Genomic DNA, 20,032 nt, shown 5'->3' on the forward strand with positions numbered 1-20,032 from the left:
ATTAAATTGTAAAGACTGTGTTAAAAAAGCCAATCTCTTTGAATTTATTCAGATTAAAGTTTGCCCTTAAAACATTTGTTAAATGCCGTTACAGCCACCGCGAAACAGTCCATATTAATTGTCAAAAATTAAAAGAGGTACCCCTAATGTCCACAACAGGGCTAGGGACATTGTGATAAAATGCCTGGAGTTTTAATGGTCAACAAGAGACGGATGATCGATGAAAGTTAACAGCGCAGAGCAAGCACTGGAAATACTACAGGACAATGATGTCATTTGGTGCCAGTCAATGGCGGCGACTCCTTATAAGTTGCTTGAGGGATTGAAAAACGTTGCGGTTTCGCGCCAGAACTTAACCTTATTGCAGTTACATACAGAATACAGCGAACCCTTGAATGATCCCGCTTTAAAGGGCCACTTGCGCCAACGTGCATTTTTTGTTGGGGCGTCTACCCGCAAAGCGGTCAACGACGGCTTAGCCGATTATGTACCGATTTTTCTGTCCGAAATACCGAAATTATTTCGCTCAGGGGAGCAACCGTTAAACGCGGCGATTATTCAAGTTTCACCACCAGACAAGCATGGTAACTGTAGCCTGGGAATTTCGGTCGAAGCAACGCGGGCAGCGCTGCAAGTCGCTGAAAAAGTGATTGCCTGGGTTAACCCCAAAATGCCACGTACACATGGTGACGCGTTAGTTCCGTTAAGCCGTTTTGATCGTTACTTTGTCGAAGAAGCTGAGTTACCTTTGCACCAGCAGCCGCCGCAAAATGAAACCACTAAAAAAATTGGCGAACAGGTGGCGAGCCTTATAGACGATGGTGATTGTCTGCAAATGGGGATAGGGGCGATACCCGATGCCACATTAGGCTGCCTGGGTAACCATAAGGACTTGGGTATTCACACCGAGATGTTCTCGGATGGAGTATTACCGCTGGTAGAAAGTGGTGTTATTAATAACTCGCGTAAGCGCAAGCATCGCGGCCGAATCGTGACAACCTTTGCCATGGGATCGCAGCGTCTGTACGATTTTGTCGACGATAACCAAGAGGTGTTCTTTTTGGATGTTGAGTACACCAACGATACCTCGGTGATTCGGCAAAATAAGCAGGTTATGTCGATTAACAGCGCCCTGCAGGTTGATTTAAGTGGTCAGGTTTGTGCTGATTCAATCGGTACCAAGATCTATTCTGGTGTGGGCGGGCAGATGGACTTTGTTCGCGGGGCAAGCCTTTCGGAGGGCGGCCGTTCAGTTATCGCCTTGCCATCGACAGCCTGTGGCGGAACGGTTTCCCGTATCAGTTCGTTACTGGCACCCGGCGCCGGCGTAGTAACGACGCGCGCCCATGTGCATTATATTGTCACCGAACATGGCATCGCGAATTTACGTGCCAGAAGCATGACTGAGCGCGCCCGCGCACTAATCGACATCGCTGCGCCACAGTTTCGTGAACAGCTTGCACGCGAAGCATACAACGATTGGGGGCTTACGGTTTAGGCCGTTGCTCACCCAGCCACTGGTCCAGCGCTTGCTGAAAGCGAGCGTTGGCCTGCAGCCGCTCAACAGCACTATTAAGGTGTTCAGCAGCGCGTTTGCCCCAGTCGTTATTACTGCAGCCAATGGCGCCTTCGATAACCTTACCCTGATATTCCGCTATCGGTAAAAACACCAACTGTTCGTCGGTTTCATTGACTTGGTCGGCTTCATAAAATCGTTTAATCATCTCGTAATCAACGGTGTAATCGACACGGTGATTCAACATCATGGTCATTAAATTAACGTGGGCGTTATCCCCGGTTACGATACGGTAATGTGATTTGCCAATAAGATGTTTTTCGACCAACGGTTGCAGCTCGCCGTAGCGACGCTCTATAGGCTGTGCAAACCGAAAGCGACTATCCTGCACTAAAGCCTCAAAGGAAACCGGGTTACCGTAGCGATCAGTAATTTTTTTAGCGGCGTTGGCATGCGCAACGATACCATGCGGCGGATAGCTGTGTGTGGTATCGGTATAGTTAAACTCGGCGTTGTAGCTGGAACGTTTGATTAGACAGGGGAAGCACAAATTGCGTTCGCGTTTCATTAACAGGGTGATACGGCGCGCGGGTAATTGACGAATTTGTTGCTGTAGCTCGGACAGTTCTTGTTTCATAACATCGACTAATACGTCGCAGATACCTTCTCCCTGATAGTCGCCCTGTGAAATATGAAACGGTGGTGAGGTGTTAACTCCCCAAATAATATCTGCCGGGTCATCTTCTGCCTGAACTTGCTGCATGGCCTGACCAATTGCAATAGCAGACCAAAAAGCAATTAGCATGAGCATCTTACAGCTTTTCATTTTCACCTCCCGTGAACGCGTCACAGTGATTGCGCTATTTGGGCCGATCCGTGCCCAACCAAAAATCGAGACTGCGATTAAATTCTTTATTCTGTTTAATTTTCGGCAAAACAGAATTAATGGCGTCGATAGCTTGTTTACCCCAGGGGGTTCTGGCGCAACCGATGGCACCGATTATAGGTTTTTGCTGGTATTCGGTAATCGGAATAAAGGTTAACTGGCTTTCTGCTGTGTTCACCGCGCCGAGTTGTTGATAGAGTTTTATCATCATCGGGTAATCGACTGTGTAATCAACTCGATCTGTCGCGATCATAGACAATAGGTTGTAGGTCGCATTGTTACCAAATACGTCCTGATATTTGTCAGTATCAATCAGGTGCTCTTCTAAAATGGGCTGAATATCACCGTATTTACGCCCACTGGGTTGAGCAAAACGTAGCTCGGTTTGGCTGGCTATATCGGCAAAACTAATTTGCTCACCAAACTGTTGGCGTAATTGTTCGGCTACTGATTTACGCGTGATAATTCCATGCGGGGGATAAAGATTAACTGTGTCACTAAAATAGTAATCAGGATTATACGAGCTGCGCTTTATTAAACAGGGAAAGCAAAGGTTCTGTTCTCGCTTCATTAAGCGACGAATACGTATCTGCGGTAACCGGCTAACTTCGATTGTGTAGTCGGGTAGTTGCTGTGATACGGTTTCAACTAGTGCATCACAGAAGCCGGCCGGTATCTGCTGCTTTTGCTGCATCGAGTCGGGAATATGAAAAGGCGGCGCGGCGTTTACACCAAAACGAATGTCGGGATCCTGAGCAATGGCTGTATCCAAGGGTAATACAGCCCCCAAAAGGATTAATAATACAGTGACAAGCCGTGCTACTATCAATTGAATCCACCGTTACGTCGCGTTGTGCGCATTAACTTTGCTACAACAATACACTATACGTTTTTTAGATAAATTTAACACGATATACAAGAGACTATGCACGTTATTTTTAATCACGGAAAAGAAAGCGGTCCCTGGGGCACAAAAATAAAGCGTTTAGCTGAGGTCGCACAAAAACTTGGCTGTTCGGTCGAGAGCCTTGATTATGAAGGCGAATATGATGCTGATCAGCGCGTTAAACAATTACAGGCGCATGTGCACGGCTGCTCCTCAGGTCCGTTATTACTCGTCGGCTCTAGTATGGGCGGTTACGTAGCAACAGCTGTTGCCGGTGCAATCGAATGCAGTGGATTGTTTGTAATGGCGCCTGCCTATTATCTTGGCGGATATACTAATCTCGATAACCTGAACCTGAGCTGTCCGGTTAGCATTATTCACGGCTGGCGCGACAACGTTGTGCCGGTGGAAAATAGCTGGCGCTTTGCCCAACCGATGAACGCGGATTTACATATTGTGAATGATGACCATCGACTGGTCGACACGTTAGACCATACGGCCGCAATTTTTGAGCGGTTTTTAAAGGATATTATGGCAGGAGAGCAATATGGCAGAGTTTGAATTACATCCGCAATTAGCTAAGGATAGTTTGCATCTGGCTGATTGGCCGTTGTCCCAGGTTAGAGTCATAAACGATGCGAATTTTCCGTGGTTTTTATTAGTACCACGCATCCCAAATATCATTGAAGTCATTGATTTAAGCGAGAACGACCAGCAGCAACTGTGGCGGGAAAGTGCTTTTTTAAATCACTGGCTAAAAGCCGAGTATCGGCCTGATAAATTAAACCTTGCTGCCATCGGCAACAAGGTTCCGCAATTACATCTGCACCACATTGCCCGTTATACCGATGACCCAGCATGGCCTGACCCTGTCTGGGGTAGGTTGCCGCCACAGCCGCTTGCTGAGCAGGAAGTTGTGCGGCTGCAGCAGGTGTTTCGTGAGTTAACGCTTTAACTTTTAAACTGAGCCACTTAGACAAAAAGAAAAGCGCAGCGACTGATCAAAATTAATCAAGGTACCGTTTTAGCTATATGGAAAATTTATCGTTACTTGCATTATTGCGTCAACAGACCGCGGCTAAACACCGACAAGTCGAGCAACAAGCGCCAATTAGCGCATTGATGTCAGCGGATCTTGATGATGACGGTTATCTGGATGCACTTTTTGTGTTGCATGATTTCGTGGCGTCTGCCGAGCGTAGCTTACAGCATCATTTTGGTGATCAATCCAGTGGCACTTATTACTACATGCCAAGGCTACGCGAAATCATTCGGGATATTCATCAGCTTCAGGGGATTACGCCAACTTATCAGCCGGCAACGGTGGAGCCCTGCTTCTATCGCGCTATTGGCATAGCGTACGTGATAGAGGGCTCAACAGCCGGCGGTAAAATATTAGCGAAAAGACTAGCGCGCCAACTGCGTCGTGATCGAAACTCAGGACTTGCGTATTTTAACTTTCACCGCCGCGGAACCTGGTCATTGTTTCAACGTTGGTTAGAAACAGTGCAATTGAACGCAAGCCAGCGACAACGGTGTATCAGTGGCGCAATGGATGGTTTTGATACATTATTAGCGCAGCATTCTATCTATCAACAACAAAGTTGCTAAGGAGAGCAAGGTGGTAGAAAAATTGAATGATACTGAGCTATCGGAAGCACTGGAAAACTGTGCTAAAGAGCCTATTCATATTCCCGGTGCGGTGCAGGGACATGGCGCGCTTGTTGCATTTGATACTCAGTTTCAGCAGGTGCTCGCCTGCAGTGAGAACATCGAAAACTTTTTGGGGTGTAACCCTGAGCAGCTTTTTGGCAAAAGCGCTGCAGATTGTTTCGCTGATAATTTAATGACTGCCATGCAGCGCGCTGCAAACCGGCTGGATCCGGCAACGCCGACGGCGTCTTTTGAATACTCCTTTGAACAAGCTGATATAGATGTCTTTTGTACGTTGTTTAAGATCCGGCAGCAACAAAGCCAACAATTATTAATCCTCGAAATCGAGCCGCTTTACGTCAAGTTAGCGAGTGATTTTACTTCGACTGTGCGGCAACAGTTTGGTCGGGTTCAGGCAGCTAAAACGGAGCAGCAAACGTTACAGCAATTAGTTAAGTCAGCCGCTGCTATCAGTAATTTTGAACGGGTATTAGTGTACAAATTTGATAGCGAGTGGAACGGCGAAGTAGTTGCTGAATATCTCCGCGAATCTGACATCAGTAGCTTTATGGGACAGCATTTTCCGGCTAGCGATATTCCCCCGCAAGTGCGGGATATGTACCGGGTTAATGCGGCACGAAAAATCGCGTCGACATCAATGCCCGCTGCTCAGTTAGTCCAGAACCCGGATATTGAGGCGTTAGAGCCGCTCGATTTAAGTTTAGGCATGCTGCGCGCGGTATCGCCCATACATGCTGTCTACATGGAAAATATGGGCATCTGCCGATCGCTCTCTATAGCTATCTTTGACGAAAAAAAGCTCTGGGGCATCTTGTCATGCCACGGCCTGCGACCAGCACAAACGAACCCTTATCAACGCCATGCGTTGCACTCACTGGTGATGATGGCCAGTCAGCGGTTGATGCTACAGCGTCAGTATCAGGCCTTGCAGTTTTTCGATAAGGTTGAGCAAAGTCGCAAAGCGTTACTGGACCCTGATAAAGATATCATGGCGCCCGAACAATTGTTAAAAAGTCAGGGTAAGCGCTGGTTAAAGCTATTTCAAATTGAACTGGTGGTATTGGTTCACGGCAATGAAATCAGTCAAGTAGGTGAGAAACTTCCCCTTAGTACACTCGTCGAGTTAGCTGAATGGCTACGCAAAAAACACTGGATTACCGGCCTTTACAGCAGCCGCGAGCTAGGTGCGTCTGATTGTTCAATGCTGCTAAAAGACACAGATTTTCGAGGCTTACTCGCGGTGTCGATGCCTTACGAAAAAGAGTTAAATGGTTGGCTGCTGATGTTTCGTCGCGAAGCCGTGGAAGTAAAAACCTGGGCCGGTCAGCCGGAAAAAACCGAAACGCAACAATTTAAGGGACGCACGGTGCTGTCGCCGAGGCGTTCGTTTGTCGGTTGGCAGGAACAGCTACAAGGCCGGTCTATCGAATGGACAGATGACGAAAAACAAGCAGCTAAAACACTGGCAGAGGATTTGGCTATTGGCGCCTCCGCTTATCAAATTGAACAATTAAACAGCCAGCTGCAGCAAGCCAATGACCGGTTAGAGCATTTGGTTCATACCGATGCCTTAACACAGCTATGGAACCGTTATCACATGGAGCAGGCGCTTGACGAGGAGCTGAGTCGTGCACAACGGCATGGGCATCCACTAAGCGTCATTATTTTCGACATCGATAATTTTAAACAGATTAATGATGACTACGGGCATGATGTTGGCGACGAGGTGCTAAAAGGTATTTCTAAAGCGCTCGACAGCCTAATGCGAAAATCCGACGCACTAGGCCGATGGGGCGGAGAGGAATTTTTGGTTATCGCACCTGAAGTTGAGTTAGATAACGCGATGGAACTTGCAGAAAGATTACGGCAAGTTATGGCGGATATTGAATTTGACAAAGCAGGCGTGGTAACCGCAAGCTTTGGTGTAGCAGAACTGGACCAGGCTGATACTCGTAGTGACTTAGTAAGACGAGCTGATAAAGCGCTTTATCGCGCCAAAAACGAAGGGCGAAATCGCGTTTATAGCGAATAGTTTGCAAATAGTCATCTATATTAGAATAAAGGACGCTAAGTGAGCTTATCTCAGGCAATGCTGGCGGTGGCCGAAGTCGCAGGCCGTCTCGCTTACACAAGCGAAGCCGTTGGTGTATTAAAGGTTAAACTTGAGCAAACAACACCCATTAATTCGCTAAGGGAAGACTTTTTGCGCGCCAGCCTTGCTATTGATTCGTTAGGTGAGCCGCAAGTCATAAGCACGCTAGTATCGTTATTTGATCGTGTCGCAAGTCTCTCCACTAACGATGAAAGAGCATTACGGCAACTGCATGCGCAGCTGCTCCAGCCCGCAACTGATGCCGGGCATTATCGTAGTACTGGCATGGGGGTTTATCGGCAAAACCGACTGGTGCATATGACAGCTCCGGCCAATCAAATTTCTAAAATGCTGCGTCAGCGCCTGCATGCCAATAGCGATGTCCGCCACCACCCGTTGCTAAATGCCGCCAACACCCTGTTTGATCTGGAGTTTATCCAGCCATTTGCACGCGCTAACGGCGTCATTGCAAGATTATGGATAAAAGCGATTTTGCATCAATGGCATCCTTTTTTGTTGGAAATTCCATTTGAGCAGTGTGTTAAAAACGACCAAGCGCAGTACTATGAATGCTTAAAACAAGCGATAGCTGATAATGACAATAGCCGTTTTATTGATTTTGTCCTGCAGTTAATCGGGCAGGCAGTTGAACAGCTTACCGAGCAATTACCGAACAAAGAAGAAAGGGTAAGTTCGGAAAAGAATCGCAGCAATACCTCCGAATTGGAGGGCTTTATAGGTTCGGAAAAAATCTCTACCCGCGAGAAACTGCTGCATTTACTGGAACAGCAACCCGACTGGAGCGCCGCGCGCGCAGCAGAGGTACTGGGGATTTCATCGCGCGCGGTAGAAAAACATTTATCTCGGTTAAAACGGGATGGTTTGTTAGAGCGTCAGGGCTCGGCACGGGCAGGGCGCTGGATTGTCACCCGCCCAACGTCCCGGCAGCTGTCTCTACCGGAATACTGAACCGCGCATTAATTTTTTGTGCGAGCGCCGCTTGCGCGTCTGGTTCACCATGAATCAACCGCACCTGCTTTACCCCACCGTTGGCGCTGCCAATAAAATCCAGCAGCTCGGCCTGGTCTGCATGGGCAGAATATCCGCCTAACGTATGTATTGCTGCCTTGATCGTTATTTTCTCTCCATCCAACACAACGTAACCACCGGTTGGGCCGTATTGTTGAATATCCCTGCCGGGCGTACCCTGTGCCTGAAAGCCAACAAAAAGCACATCGGTTCGCGCATCGGGTAACAGCGCTTTCAGGTAGTTGACCATACGCCCGCCGGCGCACATGCCACTGGCGGCAATAATAATGACCGGCTCAGCCGTAGATGCCAGTCGGTTGACCAATGCCTGGTGCTGATCGTGATCCCGAATCACATGGCAATGTTCAAACGATAATGGGTGGCGACCATTGCTAAGCCGTTGTTTTGCTTCTTCGTCCCACAGCTCATGTAATTCGCTATAGAGTTCGGTTAATTCGCTAGCCAGGGGCGAATCTACAACAATTTCAGGGAAGTGTTGATGTCCTGCGCTGGCTAGCTCGTGCCAAATCTGTTCAAATTCATAGAGCAACTCCTGGGTTCTGCCCATACTGAACGCAGGTATCAGTACCGCACCCCGATCCTCAATACAGCGGTTAATAATCTGTTTAAGGCGTTGCTTTCGTTGTTCACGAGACTCATGCAAACGGTCACCGTAGGTACTTTCTAATAGCAGCAAATCAGCGTGTTCTAACGGCGCAGGATCAGGTAAAAGCGGGGTGTTTTTGCAACCGATGTCGCCACTGAAAACAATGCGTTGTGTCGGGGTATCCATCTCGATAAACGCCGAGCCCATAATGTGACCCGCATTCTTAAACCGTATCCGGCAATTATCTGATAACGTCAGCCAATGGTCATAATCAACCGGTTGCAGTTGCCGGCCGAGCCGGGCTAGCACGGCCTCCACCAATTCAGGGTTGCGGCTAATACCGACTTTAACCGCATCCGCTAATACCAGCGGCAACAACTTTGCGGTTGCTGAGGTACAAATGACAGGACCTTTGTAACCTGCAGCGAACAAATAAGGTAAACGGCCAATGTGGTCAAGGTGACAGTGTGTTATCAGGACAGCGTTTAAACCAGCTAACGAAAGGTTAATACCGAAGTGTTCGTCATCAACATCAGTCGTTACGTCCTCGCCCTGAGCTAATCCACAGTCAATTAAATAGTGCTCGTGGTCCGATAACAGTATTTCGTGACAAGAGCCCGTTACTTGATTAAACCCGCCATGGTGGATAATGTTCATTAAAGACCTTATTAAATGAAACACCTTAAGATTGTGCTAATGTTGCATAGAGATTATCGCCTTAGCAATACGAAATAATGGACATTGTTGGTGCGACAAAGGAGCGTAGACATGCACGTCAGTTATATCCCACTGTATTATTTGATAGGCGCAATCGCTGCACTCTTTTTCGCTATTTTATTACCCGGTTGGCCGCTAAAAGTCGTATTTAGCTGGATTTTTATTGCCTTGGCCATGATCGCATCAGCTTATTGGCTTAATATGGCCAGCGTGTTTCGCAAACGTGAGGGCGGTCAGATACCGGTTTATATTCGCTGGCTTCTCATTCCCTTTTTACTCGGTGTGCGAATTTACAATGCAGTGGCCCGAAAACGCGATGGTCTTGCCGGTTGGCACCAGGTCGGAGAACGTCTTTATGTAGGCCGGCGGCTGTTCGGTAGTGATATTGACGCGTTAAAGCAGCAGGGCATTACTGCTATTTTAGACGTTACAGCCGAATTTGATGCACTTGACTGGTCCTCGGAAAGTGCAGATATCCATTATTTGAATATTCCGGTGCTCGACCATAAAGCGCCTTCCGAACAGCAAATTCACCAAGCCATTCAGTGGATACAACAACAGCAGCAGAGCCAGCGCAATGTGCTTGTGCATTGTGCACTTGGCCGGGGCCGTTCGGTGTTTATGGCGGCGGCATACCTGTTAGCCAGAACAAAAACCAGGAACGTCGATGAGATACTCGAACAAATTCAGGCTGAACGCCATGTGGCACGCTTGAATTCGGTGCAACATGAACAATTAAAGGCATTTGCACAAGATAACCTCATGTTGTTGGCGAAAACTGCCTGGATTATCGCAAATCCGGTTTCCGGCGGTGGTAAATGGAAGGAATGTCAGCAGGATATAAAAAACCTGCTACAGCCCTATTTTGAACTGGAAATATTAGAGACTACCGAGCAGGTCGGGGCACAACAGTTGGCCAGGCAGGCACTGGATGCTGACGCAGAATTAATTATCGCCTGTGGGGGCGACGGCACGCTAACTGCGGTGGCTAGCGAGGTTAAAAACTCTGACACAGTAATGGCTATCATTCCTATGGGAACCGCCAACTCGTTAAGTCAGGCACTGTGGGGGATGAGTTCAAAGATAAGTCCGGTAACGGCAGCCTGCACGACGATTATTGAAGGCCGTAGCCGGGCGATTGACGTTGGCGACGTTAATGGCCGCACCATGTTGCTATGCGCAGCAATCGGGTTTGAACAGCAAATGATCGAAAAGGCTGATCGCGATGCCAAAAATAAGCTGGGTCAATTGGCATACTTGCAGGGGCTTTGGCGTGCCTGCAACGAAAACCAAATACTGGACTTATGCGTTACGCTCGATGATGATGAGCCGCAACACTGGCAAACCAGTAGTCTGATTATTGCTAATGCAGCGCCAATAACTACGCTGTTAGCACAGGGCAAGGGCAGCCCCATGATCGATGATGGCAAGCTGGATCTGACCTGGCTAGAGCCACAGGAAAGCGGTAACCAGCACGTCCTGAGTTTAATCGAATTACTTTACTCCGGGCTGACTGAAGATAACCCGGGTATTAATACCGGTTACACCCAGGCATGTAGTGTTAAGGTAAAACATCAACAAGGGGAAGCGCTAAAATATGTGGTCGACGGCGAACCCTACGAAGCGAATGAATTAATGGTGAGGTTGCAAAAAAGGGCGCTTAACATATTGATTCCAGAACAGGCTGATTACTAAATAGCCCTAATTTGTGCTATTATTGCGCTTGTTGAGTTGAGTTTTCCAACATAAAGGTAGGGTGTTTTCGTTGTCTAATCTTTTGTCAAAGTTGCCACGTTTTGATTTTGTCGGTTGGTTCCGGCAACCCGCTTTAGCAGATGTAGATCCCCGCGTTGCCCATCGCGCTATTACGATCGCTAAGTTTCGCGCTAAGATTTATCAAAAAGGTTCAGTCATTCTGCGTCAGGCTGCACTGCTATCTATTATCGCGGCCGCCATTATTCTGCCGGAATGGAACAGTTTTCCAGCGCCGGTGCTACTGGTGCCTGCTTATTTAATTTGTAGTAAAGCGCTCAATGCGCGGGCTTACCGTGAACATGCATTTCCGCTGTTGCCTGAAGCTGTGGATGATGCCTTGAAGTTCCCATTAAAAGGTGCTTAAGTAAATCCCTGAATCATTGCTAATGTACAGGGATGTATGCAGAAAAAGTACTATGCTTTAGCGGCGTTGGCAGCGGTTACGACCGCCTTCTTTTATTTCGTTAATGACGATAAGCCGTCTGCCAACGGCATGCAAAATTCAACGGGTAGCAACCAACTTACGGCCGAAAACTCACCTTCGACCAAGCCTAAGCCGACACACGAAAAGGTTAGCGCACCCGCTAATCAATCGGCGCTAATCGACACTTCCCATTTTGCCCAGTGCCAGCAAGTACTGTATGACATGCGCGTTGAGCAGGAACAATGGCGTCAGGAGAAGGTCGGTAGTTTTACCAAGTTTCTGCAACAGGGATACTCCTTAGACGAGGTAACTCTGGCTATTGATGAATTCCGCAATAGTAATTTTGCCGCAAGGTTTAGGGTGGCACAGCTTCGTAAAAACGCGGCAATAACCGAAGTTAATGCGATGCTTGAAGACGAGCTAAAACAACGTCTGGCGGACAAGCCGATTACCGGCCTATCGATACAACGCCGTGTACCATTGCAGGTATTAGATAATTTTGACGAACTGTCGTTAGCGCAACAACAGGAAATTGCTGATAGCGGCAAAGTAACCGTTGATGATGTTGCCTTTATGATGGGTCGCTCAAAATACAGTGACGAACAAATCCTGATGTTAACCAAAAGTTTACCTGACCCCGGCGCGACGGTAGGTTACGAACATCTTGATGAAGCTGTCTCTTTACTTGATTTTGCGGCTAAATCAGGCCGCCTCAGTAGCTTTAATTATTTGATCGATCAGGGGCTGGCTCCAACCCAGGATCGTTATCTGGGCTCGACTATGGAATGGGCACTGAGTGGTTTAATGGACTGTTGTGAGCGCCGCCAGAGACGTGTCGATATTATTAAAAAATTAAATTCGTTAGGAGCAGCAGCGCGTTTTAGGAAACAGTCTCCGACACGTGTCTATGGCAACTTCCCTCGTCGGTTTTATCGTTTTGACCAAGCTGATATCGCTTCGCTTCGCGATGAATTTGGATTGAACTTACTGGCGATAAAACAACGACAGCCGCTCTCGATGACGCAACACGGGCGCCTGGTTAAGCGACTGGCAAAGCAGCGCGACGACTTTATCGAAACGCAAACAGCAATGACTGACGTAACCGATACGCGTGCTGCCTGCAGGGCCACCGTCAAACGCATTAGCGATCAATGGCGTCCGCGTCGCAGTCATGAGGTGGTACAAGAGATCCGCGAACAATATCCCGATTCTGACTCCTCAGCATTAGCGGTATTAGCTGATATGGATCCTGCGCTGGTGGACGAGTACCGACGATATTTTGTATGGTCTGGCGGAATGCGGCAAACCGACGCGCTTGGCAAGGTCTATCAATATTTAGCTGATGGTGATATCGAGCGCGTTATCAGTGAGTTGGAAGCGGCTTCGCTAAACACGCGCGAAAAGCGATTTGTTATTAGTAACCTATTAAAACGCGACCTGAACTATTACCGGGCATTGAGTCAATCATCGCTGATGGACGACGGTTTACAACATCACCAACTGGCATTTATTACGTTGGACGCAGATAAATTAAAAGCCCTGGTTGATGCAGGCTATGACGTTTACGGGCACGATAATCGGGGCAAAAGTCTGCTTTATTACGCGGCAACAAAAGCCAACACGGAAACTGTCGCTTGGCTAATCCAGCAAAACGCGCCGTACGAAGGTGACGGGCAAGGTAGAGATCCGCTTTATCAGGCGCTTAAACATGCCAGTGGTGGTCAGATTGCTGAACAGTCAAAACTTTTGATAGATCAGTTGATGACAAGCTACCAACCAACCGTCACGCGCTTTCACAAACAACGCATGGCCGTGGTCAAACTACGTTACCCAGAGCAGTATCAGCAGTTGATCGACTTGCATCCAGCGCTTACAGTGGATGAAGCAACCGAGCTACCGGTGGTGTGGTAGATAGAACAAACAGACAAGGAGAGAATGTATGATGGGTGCAGGTTTTGGTGGCATGCTTGTTTTTTTAATTATTTGGCTGCTACCGATCATATTGATTGCTAAATCGAACCGCACACAAGGCGGTGAGAAAGCGGCGTGGATACTGGCAATTATTTTTGTATCCTGGTTGGCGTGGGTATTCTACTTATTGCTCGCGCCGTTAAAGCCAAAAATTGATGACCTGTAACGGCGCTTAATTGCGTACTACGGAGCCAGGCCTGCGAGTTCGCTGGCCTGGCTTTTTAATTGCGCAAGGTAACGCTTAAAGCGGGCCAGTTCGACACCGGAGAGACGGCGGTCTGACGGAACTTTAATATCCACCGGGTTAATGGTGCGGCCATTGCGGTATACTTCGTAATGTAAATGACGCCCTGCCGACAAGCCGGTATTGCCGAGGTAACCGATAATATCGCCCTGACTAACATAGTCACCAACATCGATATCTTCATTAAAACGGTCCAAATGAGCATATAGGGTTTCGTAACCTTGTGCGTGCTCAATAATTACTGCGTTACCAAAGCTACCTTTACGACTCGCGTGTTTTATAGTGCCACGACCTGCCGCCATAATCGGCGTGCCCACCGGGGCGCTAAAATCAATCCCTTTATGCTGACGGTTGTAGCCCAGCACCGGGTGGTAGCGATTGCCGTAATGAGAGGTCAAGCGTGCGCCGTTAAGTGGCGTTTTAAGCAAGAAACTCTGTGCAACCCGGCCATCCTCGAAGTAGAAGGTGCCGTCAAACCGGTACATACGATAATCTTCGCCGCCATTGGTAAAGCGCAGGTAACTGAGCTTTAACGGATTTTGCAGGTGCGAAAACAACGCCTTATCCCGCACCACCTCTGAGCGCGCGTATTGGGCTTCAAAAATATCGCCCGGCTGCAGTTGTCGCTGAAAGTCGACAAAATGCGACAGCGCCATCATGGCACTGTTAATAATGGTTACGGGAACATCTTCTGCTACGGCATCTTCATACAAACTGCTGCTTATCGTGACGGCCGCTTCATGGGTTTCGGCGCGTAATGGCACCGTTTGCTTGGTCACGTTCCATGCGCCGTTCTCATAGATAGCGTCAATGATTTCGCCGTACTCTTTTGCGAGCCTTACGCGCGGCTGATCATTATCATTAAAACTAATTTCTAGCGGAGCACCAATTTGTAAACGACCGAGGTCGATAAGCGGTTGTGCCGTCAGTGCCAATAACACCACTTGCTGCGCCGACAAGCCTTCGTTGGTCAGTAATGAGGTTAAGTTTTGACCGGGTTGAACATAAACGATATGAGTTTCGCGATTATGTGTGGGTGGCTTACGGTAATTTGCATATGAACCTGTGTTCCATGCACTATCAAAAGCTACCAACGGCTGTGGAATAGGTTCATCAGAGATTGGCTTGGGTGATTCGATGGCGGCGATAAATAGCGCCCCGACGGCGATTGCTGCCGCAACATGCCAACGTTTAATACTTAGCATCTAACAGCAGACTCCGTAATCTCGGTTACAACTCATCAGCAAATAAGGCCTGTTTATTCGTTTATTGTGTTATCGCTTACGCTGCGGGCGCGCTAAGTTATCAGCGTAGCCCCAAACGTGCAAGTTTTTGATTAGACAGGCGTTGGCTAAATAATTCCCCGGCATGTTGTAAAGATCGGTAAGTTACTATTTAGTGTCTTTAGGCATCCATTGAACCGCAGCGTCGGTATGGATTTCGGTTGTGTCAAACAACGGCAGCTGTGTATCGGATTGTGAAATAAGCAGGCCGATTTCGGTGCAGCCCAGAATCACCGCCTGTGCGCCGTTTTCAGCAAGATTATCAATAGCGTCGACATAGCACTGGCGTGAGTGCGCTGTGGTGACACCATGGCATAGTTCATTAAAAATAATGTCGTGGATCTGCTGACGTGCATCGCTGTCCGGCGTTAGTACGTTGATACCGTATTGCTCCAGTCGCTCGCGATAAAACGCTTGTTCCATGGTAAAACGGGTACCGACCAGGCCGACAGTTTTAACGTTTTTTTGCTGCAAGGCGAGGGCTGTGGCATCGACAATATGTATCAGTGGGATATTGACCTCGGCTTCAACCTGAGGCGCAACCTTATGCATAGTGTTGGTAGCAATCAGAAAACCGTCCGCACCAGCGGACTCCAGCGCTTTTGCCGCAGCCATTAAACGTTCGCCAGCCTGGTTCCAGTCTCCGTGCCGTTGTAATGGTTCTATGTCAGCAAAATCGACGCTATTAATGATGATTTTTGCTGAATGCAGCCCACCAAGTTTTGCGTTAACTTTCTGATTAATTAGACGATAATAACTGAGCGTCGACTCCCAGCTCATACCACCAATAATGCCGATTGTTTTCATAGCCGCTCTTTCAATAGTTTAAAACATCTAATTAACAATTTATGCTAACAGAAATTTAGTCTAGGATGGAATATGATTTAGGGAATAAACAAGATAAAGCAGGAGAAACTATGGATTCATTACCTTCGGGATATGTTGCATTTGGGGCAATAGCTCTGGTTGCAGTCAATATTATTATGGCATTCGGGGTTTACTTTGAAGCTGAGCGTTATCGCAGTATAACCGGACAAAAAACGGCTTTTTTTCATCCGCTAATTTGGTTTTTCGTCGGGTTATCAACCGGCATTATGGGAGCGATACTTTTCTGGCTGAGTCATTGGCTTGCACCGAAAAACGAACTAACCGCGAGACAAAAAAGTAAGGAATAAAAACTAGGAAAGGAAATTGGTCGGCGTGAGAGGATTTGAACCTCCGACCCCTGACACCCCATGACAGTGCGCTACCAGGCTGCGCTACACGCCGACCGTGGAGCAGTATGTTACGGATTTATGCGCAATTAGCAAGGCTTAAAGCGCGCAGCCTGTGCTGACTGCGCTTTTTTTAGTCAGTTTTTGCGGAGCGACTAAAGCGTTTTAAGTCTTTTAGTGCATCAATCAGCACAGGAACGGGCGGCTCTGCGCCTTTTTTCAATTCAAATTCAGCAAAACTGTAAACACTGAACTGACCGGTATTATCCAGAATCGTTATTTCTTCACTATCGTAAATTACGATATAGGGACTGTAAGTTTCTATCAATGGCCAGCGTTCACCGCTGTCGGTCAGGCTTTCGCCATTACTGAAGTTTTTAGTACCGCCGGCACAAGACATGGTCTGGTTCAGTAATGTCGGCATCAGATCCATTAACCCGGCAATAGGGTGCTCCGGCAACGAATAACCACGTTCATATAAGGGTACCGCCATGTTCTTAGGCATAAACTGCTGCTGTCCCAGTATTGACTCTGAGTCGCTGGGTGCCAGCGCAGTAACCAGCAATTGGTGTTGCTGTGTTTTGGCTAAAATATCCGGTAACTTTGCAAAATCATCGCCATCAATAAAAACAATATTCAATTGATTACGTGGGCGCGGTGCAAAACTTTGCAGCGCCAACAGGTCACTGTCCTGGTAATAGCTTGATAATGTCAGCTCTTGCGACCAGTTGGCGCTAGCGTACCAGTTAACCTGCAGACCAAAATCATCTAATGGCTTCAAGTAAGCCGGCGCGATATTTTGACGGGCAATGGTCTCCTGGTAAAAGTCAGGCAGGCCGTAAACAAGCTGAAATAGTCCGCCATCACGACTGGGATGGCCTAGCAACTGACCGTTAAATCCAACAAGTTCAGAATCCGTGGCAATCGTTGCTAATTGACGCTGTTGTTGCTGCGTTAGACGGTCAAACACAATCAAGGATTTTGAACGCTCATCTGGACGTTTGGTGCAGAGCAATTCGTTTTGCGGGTAACGCAGACGAATATTATCGGCCACCATCAGCATCTGTTGTTGTGCCTGATAACTTTCTACGTCGATAAACCCATGCTTGGCCATTAACGTTTTGGCAGTGGTGGGGTATGACAACGGGAACATGTCATCTTGCTGAGTAATGGGTTCATAGAGTTCCGCATCCGCCCAAACGTGGGTCAGATGGCTGGTAAAGAAACACAGCACAAACACGCTGGTCGCGGATGCGCCAATACGCCGGCGTTGCAATTCCTGTAGGTGCTTCCAGGTGTAATTGGCGACCAATAACTCAAAGCCCAGCAGCACCAAAAAGCCAAGTAATACGCCCAGAATGATTAAAAAGCTGGCTCCGGCAAAAACCGTTTCTGCGTCTTTCGCCATCTGCGCCAGCGAGTAACTATTGAGGTGATAGCCGTATTGGCGATAAAACAATAAGTCTGCAACTAATGCAACAATCCCGAGCGAACCAATGAGAGCTGCCCAGCCGCGCAGAATACGGGCATACGGCAGTACTAAACAGAGCGGAAAAATAAGAATAATAAAGAAAACAAAGGGCAAAAACGCAAAGTGACCAATCCAGTTAACAACGCTATACAAGGTCGCCAATGCCGTTTCTGATGGCGGCGATGCTTCTAGGTAGAGTGAGCCCAACGCCAAACACAACAGAATATTGATAAACGTGAACCAGTGACCCCAGCTGATCAGGCGGGCGATTTTATCCCGGCGTTGGTGTTTTCCCATTCTTATTATGTCCCGTGGTACACTATTAGCCATTAGTCTAACACACGGATTTTGCAAGGATAGTCCCGCTTATGCAACTGCGTATTGAAAACAGTATTATTCATCAGTTTTACAGCCACGATGACCAGGTTGGCTTGCGCTTAGCGCCGGAGGCGTTGGCTGAGGATGAACAACTTCACGAATTATTGGAAGAGTTGACACAGGTCTATACCAATAAACCCGCTAAGGGCTATGCCAGTTTTTTAACCGAGGCGGACGATGCTGAGCGGGGACCGTTTCCGGATTTTATGCAGCAATGGCACGCAAACGAAATACAGTTTGTCGACTTTAGCCAACAGGCGGCAAAGCTTCTGCTTGAGCAGTTGCAGAATCACAATATGTTGGAGGCCGGCTTTTTGTTAATTACCCGCTATCAGCATTTGAGCACCGACTATCTGTTAGTTGCGTTCCTGCCGGTTAAAGAAGGGGTGTCGATTAATCCCAACCTGGCGGTCAATAAATCCTCGCAGCTGGATATTAGTAAGGTACAGCTGGCGGCGCGCATTAATCTGACTGACTGGGAAACCGAAGCGGATAGCGAACGTTATATTTCGTTTATCAAGGGACGCGCGGGTCGCAAAGTATCTGATTTTTTCCTCGACTTTTTAGGTTGCACCGAGCGACTTAACTCAAAGTCACAGACGCAAACCTTAATCGAGGCCGTTAACGAATACGGTAAAGCTGCAGAATTAGAGCCACAGCAGCGCCAGTCGTTAAATGCTGTTGCCTATGAATATTGTGATCAGCAGTGGAAGCAGGGCGAAGACGTTAACGTTAAAGATTTGTCTGAACATTTTTCGCAAGCGCAGCCGAGCGAACGTTCGTTTGACGACTTTAGCCGTGAATATGCGCAGCAACGTGAAGCTGAATTACCGGACGAGTTTCCGGCAGATAAGTCGACCTTGCGTAAGCTCGTTAAGTTTCAGGGGCAGGGCGGAGGTGTTAGCGTTGGCTTTGATCACACACAGTTAGGTGAACGTATTAACTATGACGCTGCAACAGATACCTTAACTATTCATGGCACGCCACCGAATTTACGTGATCAATTGCGGCGTTACTTTGGTATTGATAGTTAAGAAGGAAAAAATAAAACGCCGGCACAAGGCCGGCGTTTTGGTAATTCGTTGTATAGGTGTTACCACTATTTGTCAGTGGTTCCCGGAACGATATTGGAGGCGTGCAAGCCTTTAGGCCCCTCTTCCAGTTCAAACTCAACAGTTTGGCCTGCTTTTAGGGTACGGTAGCCTTCCATTTCGATGGTTGAATAGTGAGCGAAAATGTCACCTTCGCGGTCTTCAGCCTCAATAAAGCCAAAGCCTTTTGAGTTGTTGAACCATTTGACTTTTCCGGTAGCCATACTTCTACTTCCTTCTTTTGCAACAGAGAATGTTTATTATTATGTCAGTGCTAAACGAGAGCTCTTGAATTATGCAATCGGCAGCACCATGTTTTACTCTAGAAAACGCAGTGTAATAGTCAAGCATTTGCGGTGAAAAAATCAACATATTTGTTAAAGTTTTTCGAAAAAATATCGCATAAAACGTTAACAAATAAACTATAGTGATAATAGGTCGTTAACTCATGAGTCAGTCTGATCATCAACATCTTCATGATCTGGAAGAGAAAGAAAAGCAGGAATTGAAACCGCCGTCGATGTACAAGGTCATACTGAATAATGACGATTTCACGCCGATGGACTTTGTGATTGAAGTGTTGATGAAATTTTTTAAGATGGATCAAGAGCGTGCGACGGACACCATGTTGCAGGTTCATTATAAAGGCAAAGCCGTCTGTGGCGTTTACTCGGCACAAATCGCAGAAACAAAAGTTGTACAGGTCAACCAATATGCGCGCGAAAACCAGCACCCATTACTTTGTACTATGGAACAGGCGTAATGGGACAACGGATAGAGCCAGCATGGCGGTA

Annotated in this window: 20 protein-coding genes and 1 tRNA gene; 13 read left to right on the forward strand and 8 right to left on the reverse strand. The window is 47.6% G+C overall.

Translation table 11 applies throughout. From position 1 onward, the window contains the following. The first annotated feature begins 220 nt into the window (after nucleotides 1-220). The gene (locus DEU29_RS00700; protein ID WP_133538279.1) at nucleotides 221-1,498 is read left to right on the forward strand and encodes an acetyl-CoA hydrolase/transferase family protein; all 1,278 of its coding nucleotides are present in this window, start codon (nucleotides 221-223) and stop codon (nucleotides 1,496-1,498) included. Here the strand turns inward: DEU29_RS00700 and DEU29_RS00705 are convergent. After that, nucleotides 1,488-2,342: a hypothetical protein gene (locus DEU29_RS00705; protein ID WP_243734388.1), complete on the reverse strand. Its 855-nt coding sequence runs from the start codon at nucleotides 2,340-2,342 to the stop codon at nucleotides 1,488-1,490. The two genes, DEU29_RS00700 and DEU29_RS00705, sit on opposite strands and share 11 nt — an antisense overlap. Nucleotides 2,343-2,376: 34 nt before the next feature. Next, a complete protein-coding gene (locus tag DEU29_RS00710; protein WP_133538280.1) occupies nucleotides 2,377-3,174 on the reverse strand; it encodes a hypothetical protein in 798 nt (265 codons plus the stop codon). Nucleotides 3,175-3,327: 153 nt separating this feature from the next. On the opposite strand from DEU29_RS00710, the gene DEU29_RS00715 reads away from it, so the two are divergent. The 5 genes from DEU29_RS00715 to DEU29_RS00735 all read left to right on the forward strand — a co-directional run bounded on the left by DEU29_RS00715 (nucleotide 3,328) and on the right by DEU29_RS00735 (nucleotide 8,023). Next, nucleotides 3,328-3,849, forward strand: a complete 522-nt coding sequence (locus DEU29_RS00715; RefSeq protein WP_133538281.1) for a YqiA/YcfP family alpha/beta fold hydrolase — start codon at nucleotides 3,328-3,330, stop codon at nucleotides 3,847-3,849. Further along, nucleotides 3,836-4,243, forward strand: a complete 408-nt coding sequence (locus tag DEU29_RS00720) for an HIT family protein (protein ID WP_133538282.1) — start codon at nucleotides 3,836-3,838, stop codon at nucleotides 4,241-4,243. The genes DEU29_RS00715 and DEU29_RS00720 overlap by 14 nt, the downstream gene beginning before the upstream one ends. A gap of 77 nt (nucleotides 4,244-4,320) precedes the next feature. Further along, nucleotides 4,321-4,899, forward strand: coding sequence for a biliverdin-producing heme oxygenase (locus DEU29_RS00725; protein ID WP_133538283.1), 579 nt, complete (start codon nucleotides 4,321-4,323; stop codon nucleotides 4,897-4,899). 10 nt (nucleotides 4,900-4,909) lie between these two features. Continuing rightward, nucleotides 4,910-6,994 (forward strand): sensor domain-containing diguanylate cyclase, encoded by a 2,085-nt coding sequence (locus DEU29_RS00730; RefSeq protein ID WP_133538284.1) that lies wholly within the window; start codon nucleotides 4,910-4,912, stop codon nucleotides 6,992-6,994. A gap of 39 nt (nucleotides 6,995-7,033) precedes the next feature. Then, complete coding sequence (locus tag DEU29_RS00735; RefSeq protein ID WP_133538285.1) at nucleotides 7,034-8,023, forward strand: Fic family protein; 990 nt, start codon at nucleotides 7,034-7,036, stop codon at nucleotides 8,021-8,023. Here the strand turns inward: DEU29_RS00735 and DEU29_RS00740 are convergent. Further along, on the reverse strand, nucleotides 7,980-9,347 hold the full coding sequence (locus DEU29_RS00740; RefSeq protein ID WP_133538286.1) for an MBL fold metallo-hydrolase RNA specificity domain-containing protein: 1,368 nt from the start codon (nucleotides 9,345-9,347) through the stop codon (nucleotides 7,980-7,982). The genes DEU29_RS00735 and DEU29_RS00740 overlap by 44 nt on opposite strands. Nucleotides 9,348-9,458: 111 nt before the next feature. On the opposite strand from DEU29_RS00740, the gene DEU29_RS00745 reads away from it, so the two are divergent. The 4 genes from DEU29_RS00745 to DEU29_RS00760 all read left to right on the forward strand — a co-directional run bounded on the left by DEU29_RS00745 (nucleotide 9,459) and on the right by DEU29_RS00760 (nucleotide 13,723). Then, a complete protein-coding gene (locus tag DEU29_RS00745; protein ID WP_133538287.1) occupies nucleotides 9,459-11,102 on the forward strand; it encodes a diacylglycerol kinase family protein in 1,644 nt (547 codons plus the stop codon). 70 nt (nucleotides 11,103-11,172) lie between these two features. Next, nucleotides 11,173-11,526 carry a hypothetical protein gene (locus DEU29_RS00750; protein WP_133538288.1) on the forward strand — a complete coding sequence of 118 codons (354 nt, stop codon included), beginning with the start codon at nucleotides 11,173-11,175 and terminating at the stop codon, nucleotides 11,524-11,526. Between the two features lie 36 nt (nucleotides 11,527-11,562). Next, on the forward strand, nucleotides 11,563-13,497 hold the full coding sequence (locus DEU29_RS00755) for an ankyrin repeat domain-containing protein (protein WP_133538289.1): 1,935 nt from the start codon (nucleotides 11,563-11,565) through the stop codon (nucleotides 13,495-13,497). 28 nt (nucleotides 13,498-13,525) lie between these two features. Then, nucleotides 13,526-13,723: a PLDc N-terminal domain-containing protein gene (locus DEU29_RS00760; protein WP_432206862.1), complete on the forward strand. Its 198-nt coding sequence runs from the start codon at nucleotides 13,526-13,528 to the stop codon at nucleotides 13,721-13,723. Between the two features lie 17 nt (nucleotides 13,724-13,740). Here DEU29_RS00760 and DEU29_RS00765 read toward each other — a convergent pair whose 3' ends face one another. Further along, nucleotides 13,741-15,006: a M23 family metallopeptidase gene (locus DEU29_RS00765; protein ID WP_133538290.1), complete on the reverse strand. Its 1,266-nt coding sequence runs from the start codon at nucleotides 15,004-15,006 to the stop codon at nucleotides 13,741-13,743. A 186-nt stretch (nucleotides 15,007-15,192) separates the two neighbouring features. Further along, the gene (locus DEU29_RS00770) at nucleotides 15,193-15,891 is read right to left on the reverse strand and encodes an aspartate/glutamate racemase family protein (protein WP_133538291.1); all 699 of its coding nucleotides are present in this window, start codon (nucleotides 15,889-15,891) and stop codon (nucleotides 15,193-15,195) included. Nucleotides 15,892-15,956: 65 nt separating this feature from the next. Between DEU29_RS00770 and DEU29_RS00775 the strand changes: the two genes are divergently transcribed. Next, nucleotides 15,957-16,259: a hypothetical protein gene (locus tag DEU29_RS00775; RefSeq protein ID WP_133538292.1), complete on the forward strand. Its 303-nt coding sequence runs from the start codon at nucleotides 15,957-15,959 to the stop codon at nucleotides 16,257-16,259. Nucleotides 16,260-16,276: 17 nt separating this feature from the next. Here DEU29_RS00775 and DEU29_RS00780 read toward each other — a convergent pair. Next, a tRNA-Pro gene (locus DEU29_RS00780) sits at nucleotides 16,277-16,353 on the reverse strand. 78 nt (nucleotides 16,354-16,431) lie between these two features. Continuing rightward, nucleotides 16,432-18,066, reverse strand: a complete 1,635-nt coding sequence (locus DEU29_RS00785; RefSeq protein ID WP_133538293.1) for a DUF3413 domain-containing protein — start codon at nucleotides 18,064-18,066, stop codon at nucleotides 16,432-16,434. Between the two features lie 71 nt (nucleotides 18,067-18,137). Between DEU29_RS00785 and yejK the strand changes: the two genes are divergently transcribed. Then, nucleotides 18,138-19,181 carry a nucleoid-associated protein YejK gene (yejK, locus tag DEU29_RS00790; RefSeq protein ID WP_133538294.1) on the forward strand — a complete coding sequence of 348 codons (1,044 nt, stop codon included), beginning with the start codon at nucleotides 18,138-18,140 and terminating at the stop codon, nucleotides 19,179-19,181. A 65-nt stretch (nucleotides 19,182-19,246) separates the two neighbouring features. On the opposite strand, the gene cspD is transcribed toward yejK, so the two are convergent. Then, entirely contained in the window at nucleotides 19,247-19,462 is a 216-nt protein-coding gene (gene cspD / locus DEU29_RS00795; protein WP_133538295.1) for a cold shock domain-containing protein CspD, read from the reverse strand. A gap of 224 nt (nucleotides 19,463-19,686) precedes the next feature. On the opposite strand from cspD, the gene clpS reads away from it, so the two are divergent. Beyond that, on the forward strand, nucleotides 19,687-20,001 hold the full coding sequence (clpS, locus tag DEU29_RS00800; RefSeq protein WP_133538296.1) for an ATP-dependent Clp protease adapter ClpS: 315 nt from the start codon (nucleotides 19,687-19,689) through the stop codon (nucleotides 19,999-20,001). Nucleotides 20,002-20,032 lie beyond the last annotated feature (31 nt).

Origin of the sequence: Idiomarina aquatica (assembly GCF_004362895.1) — a bacterium.
Taxonomy (GTDB): Bacteria; Pseudomonadota; Gammaproteobacteria; order Enterobacterales; family Alteromonadaceae; genus Idiomarina.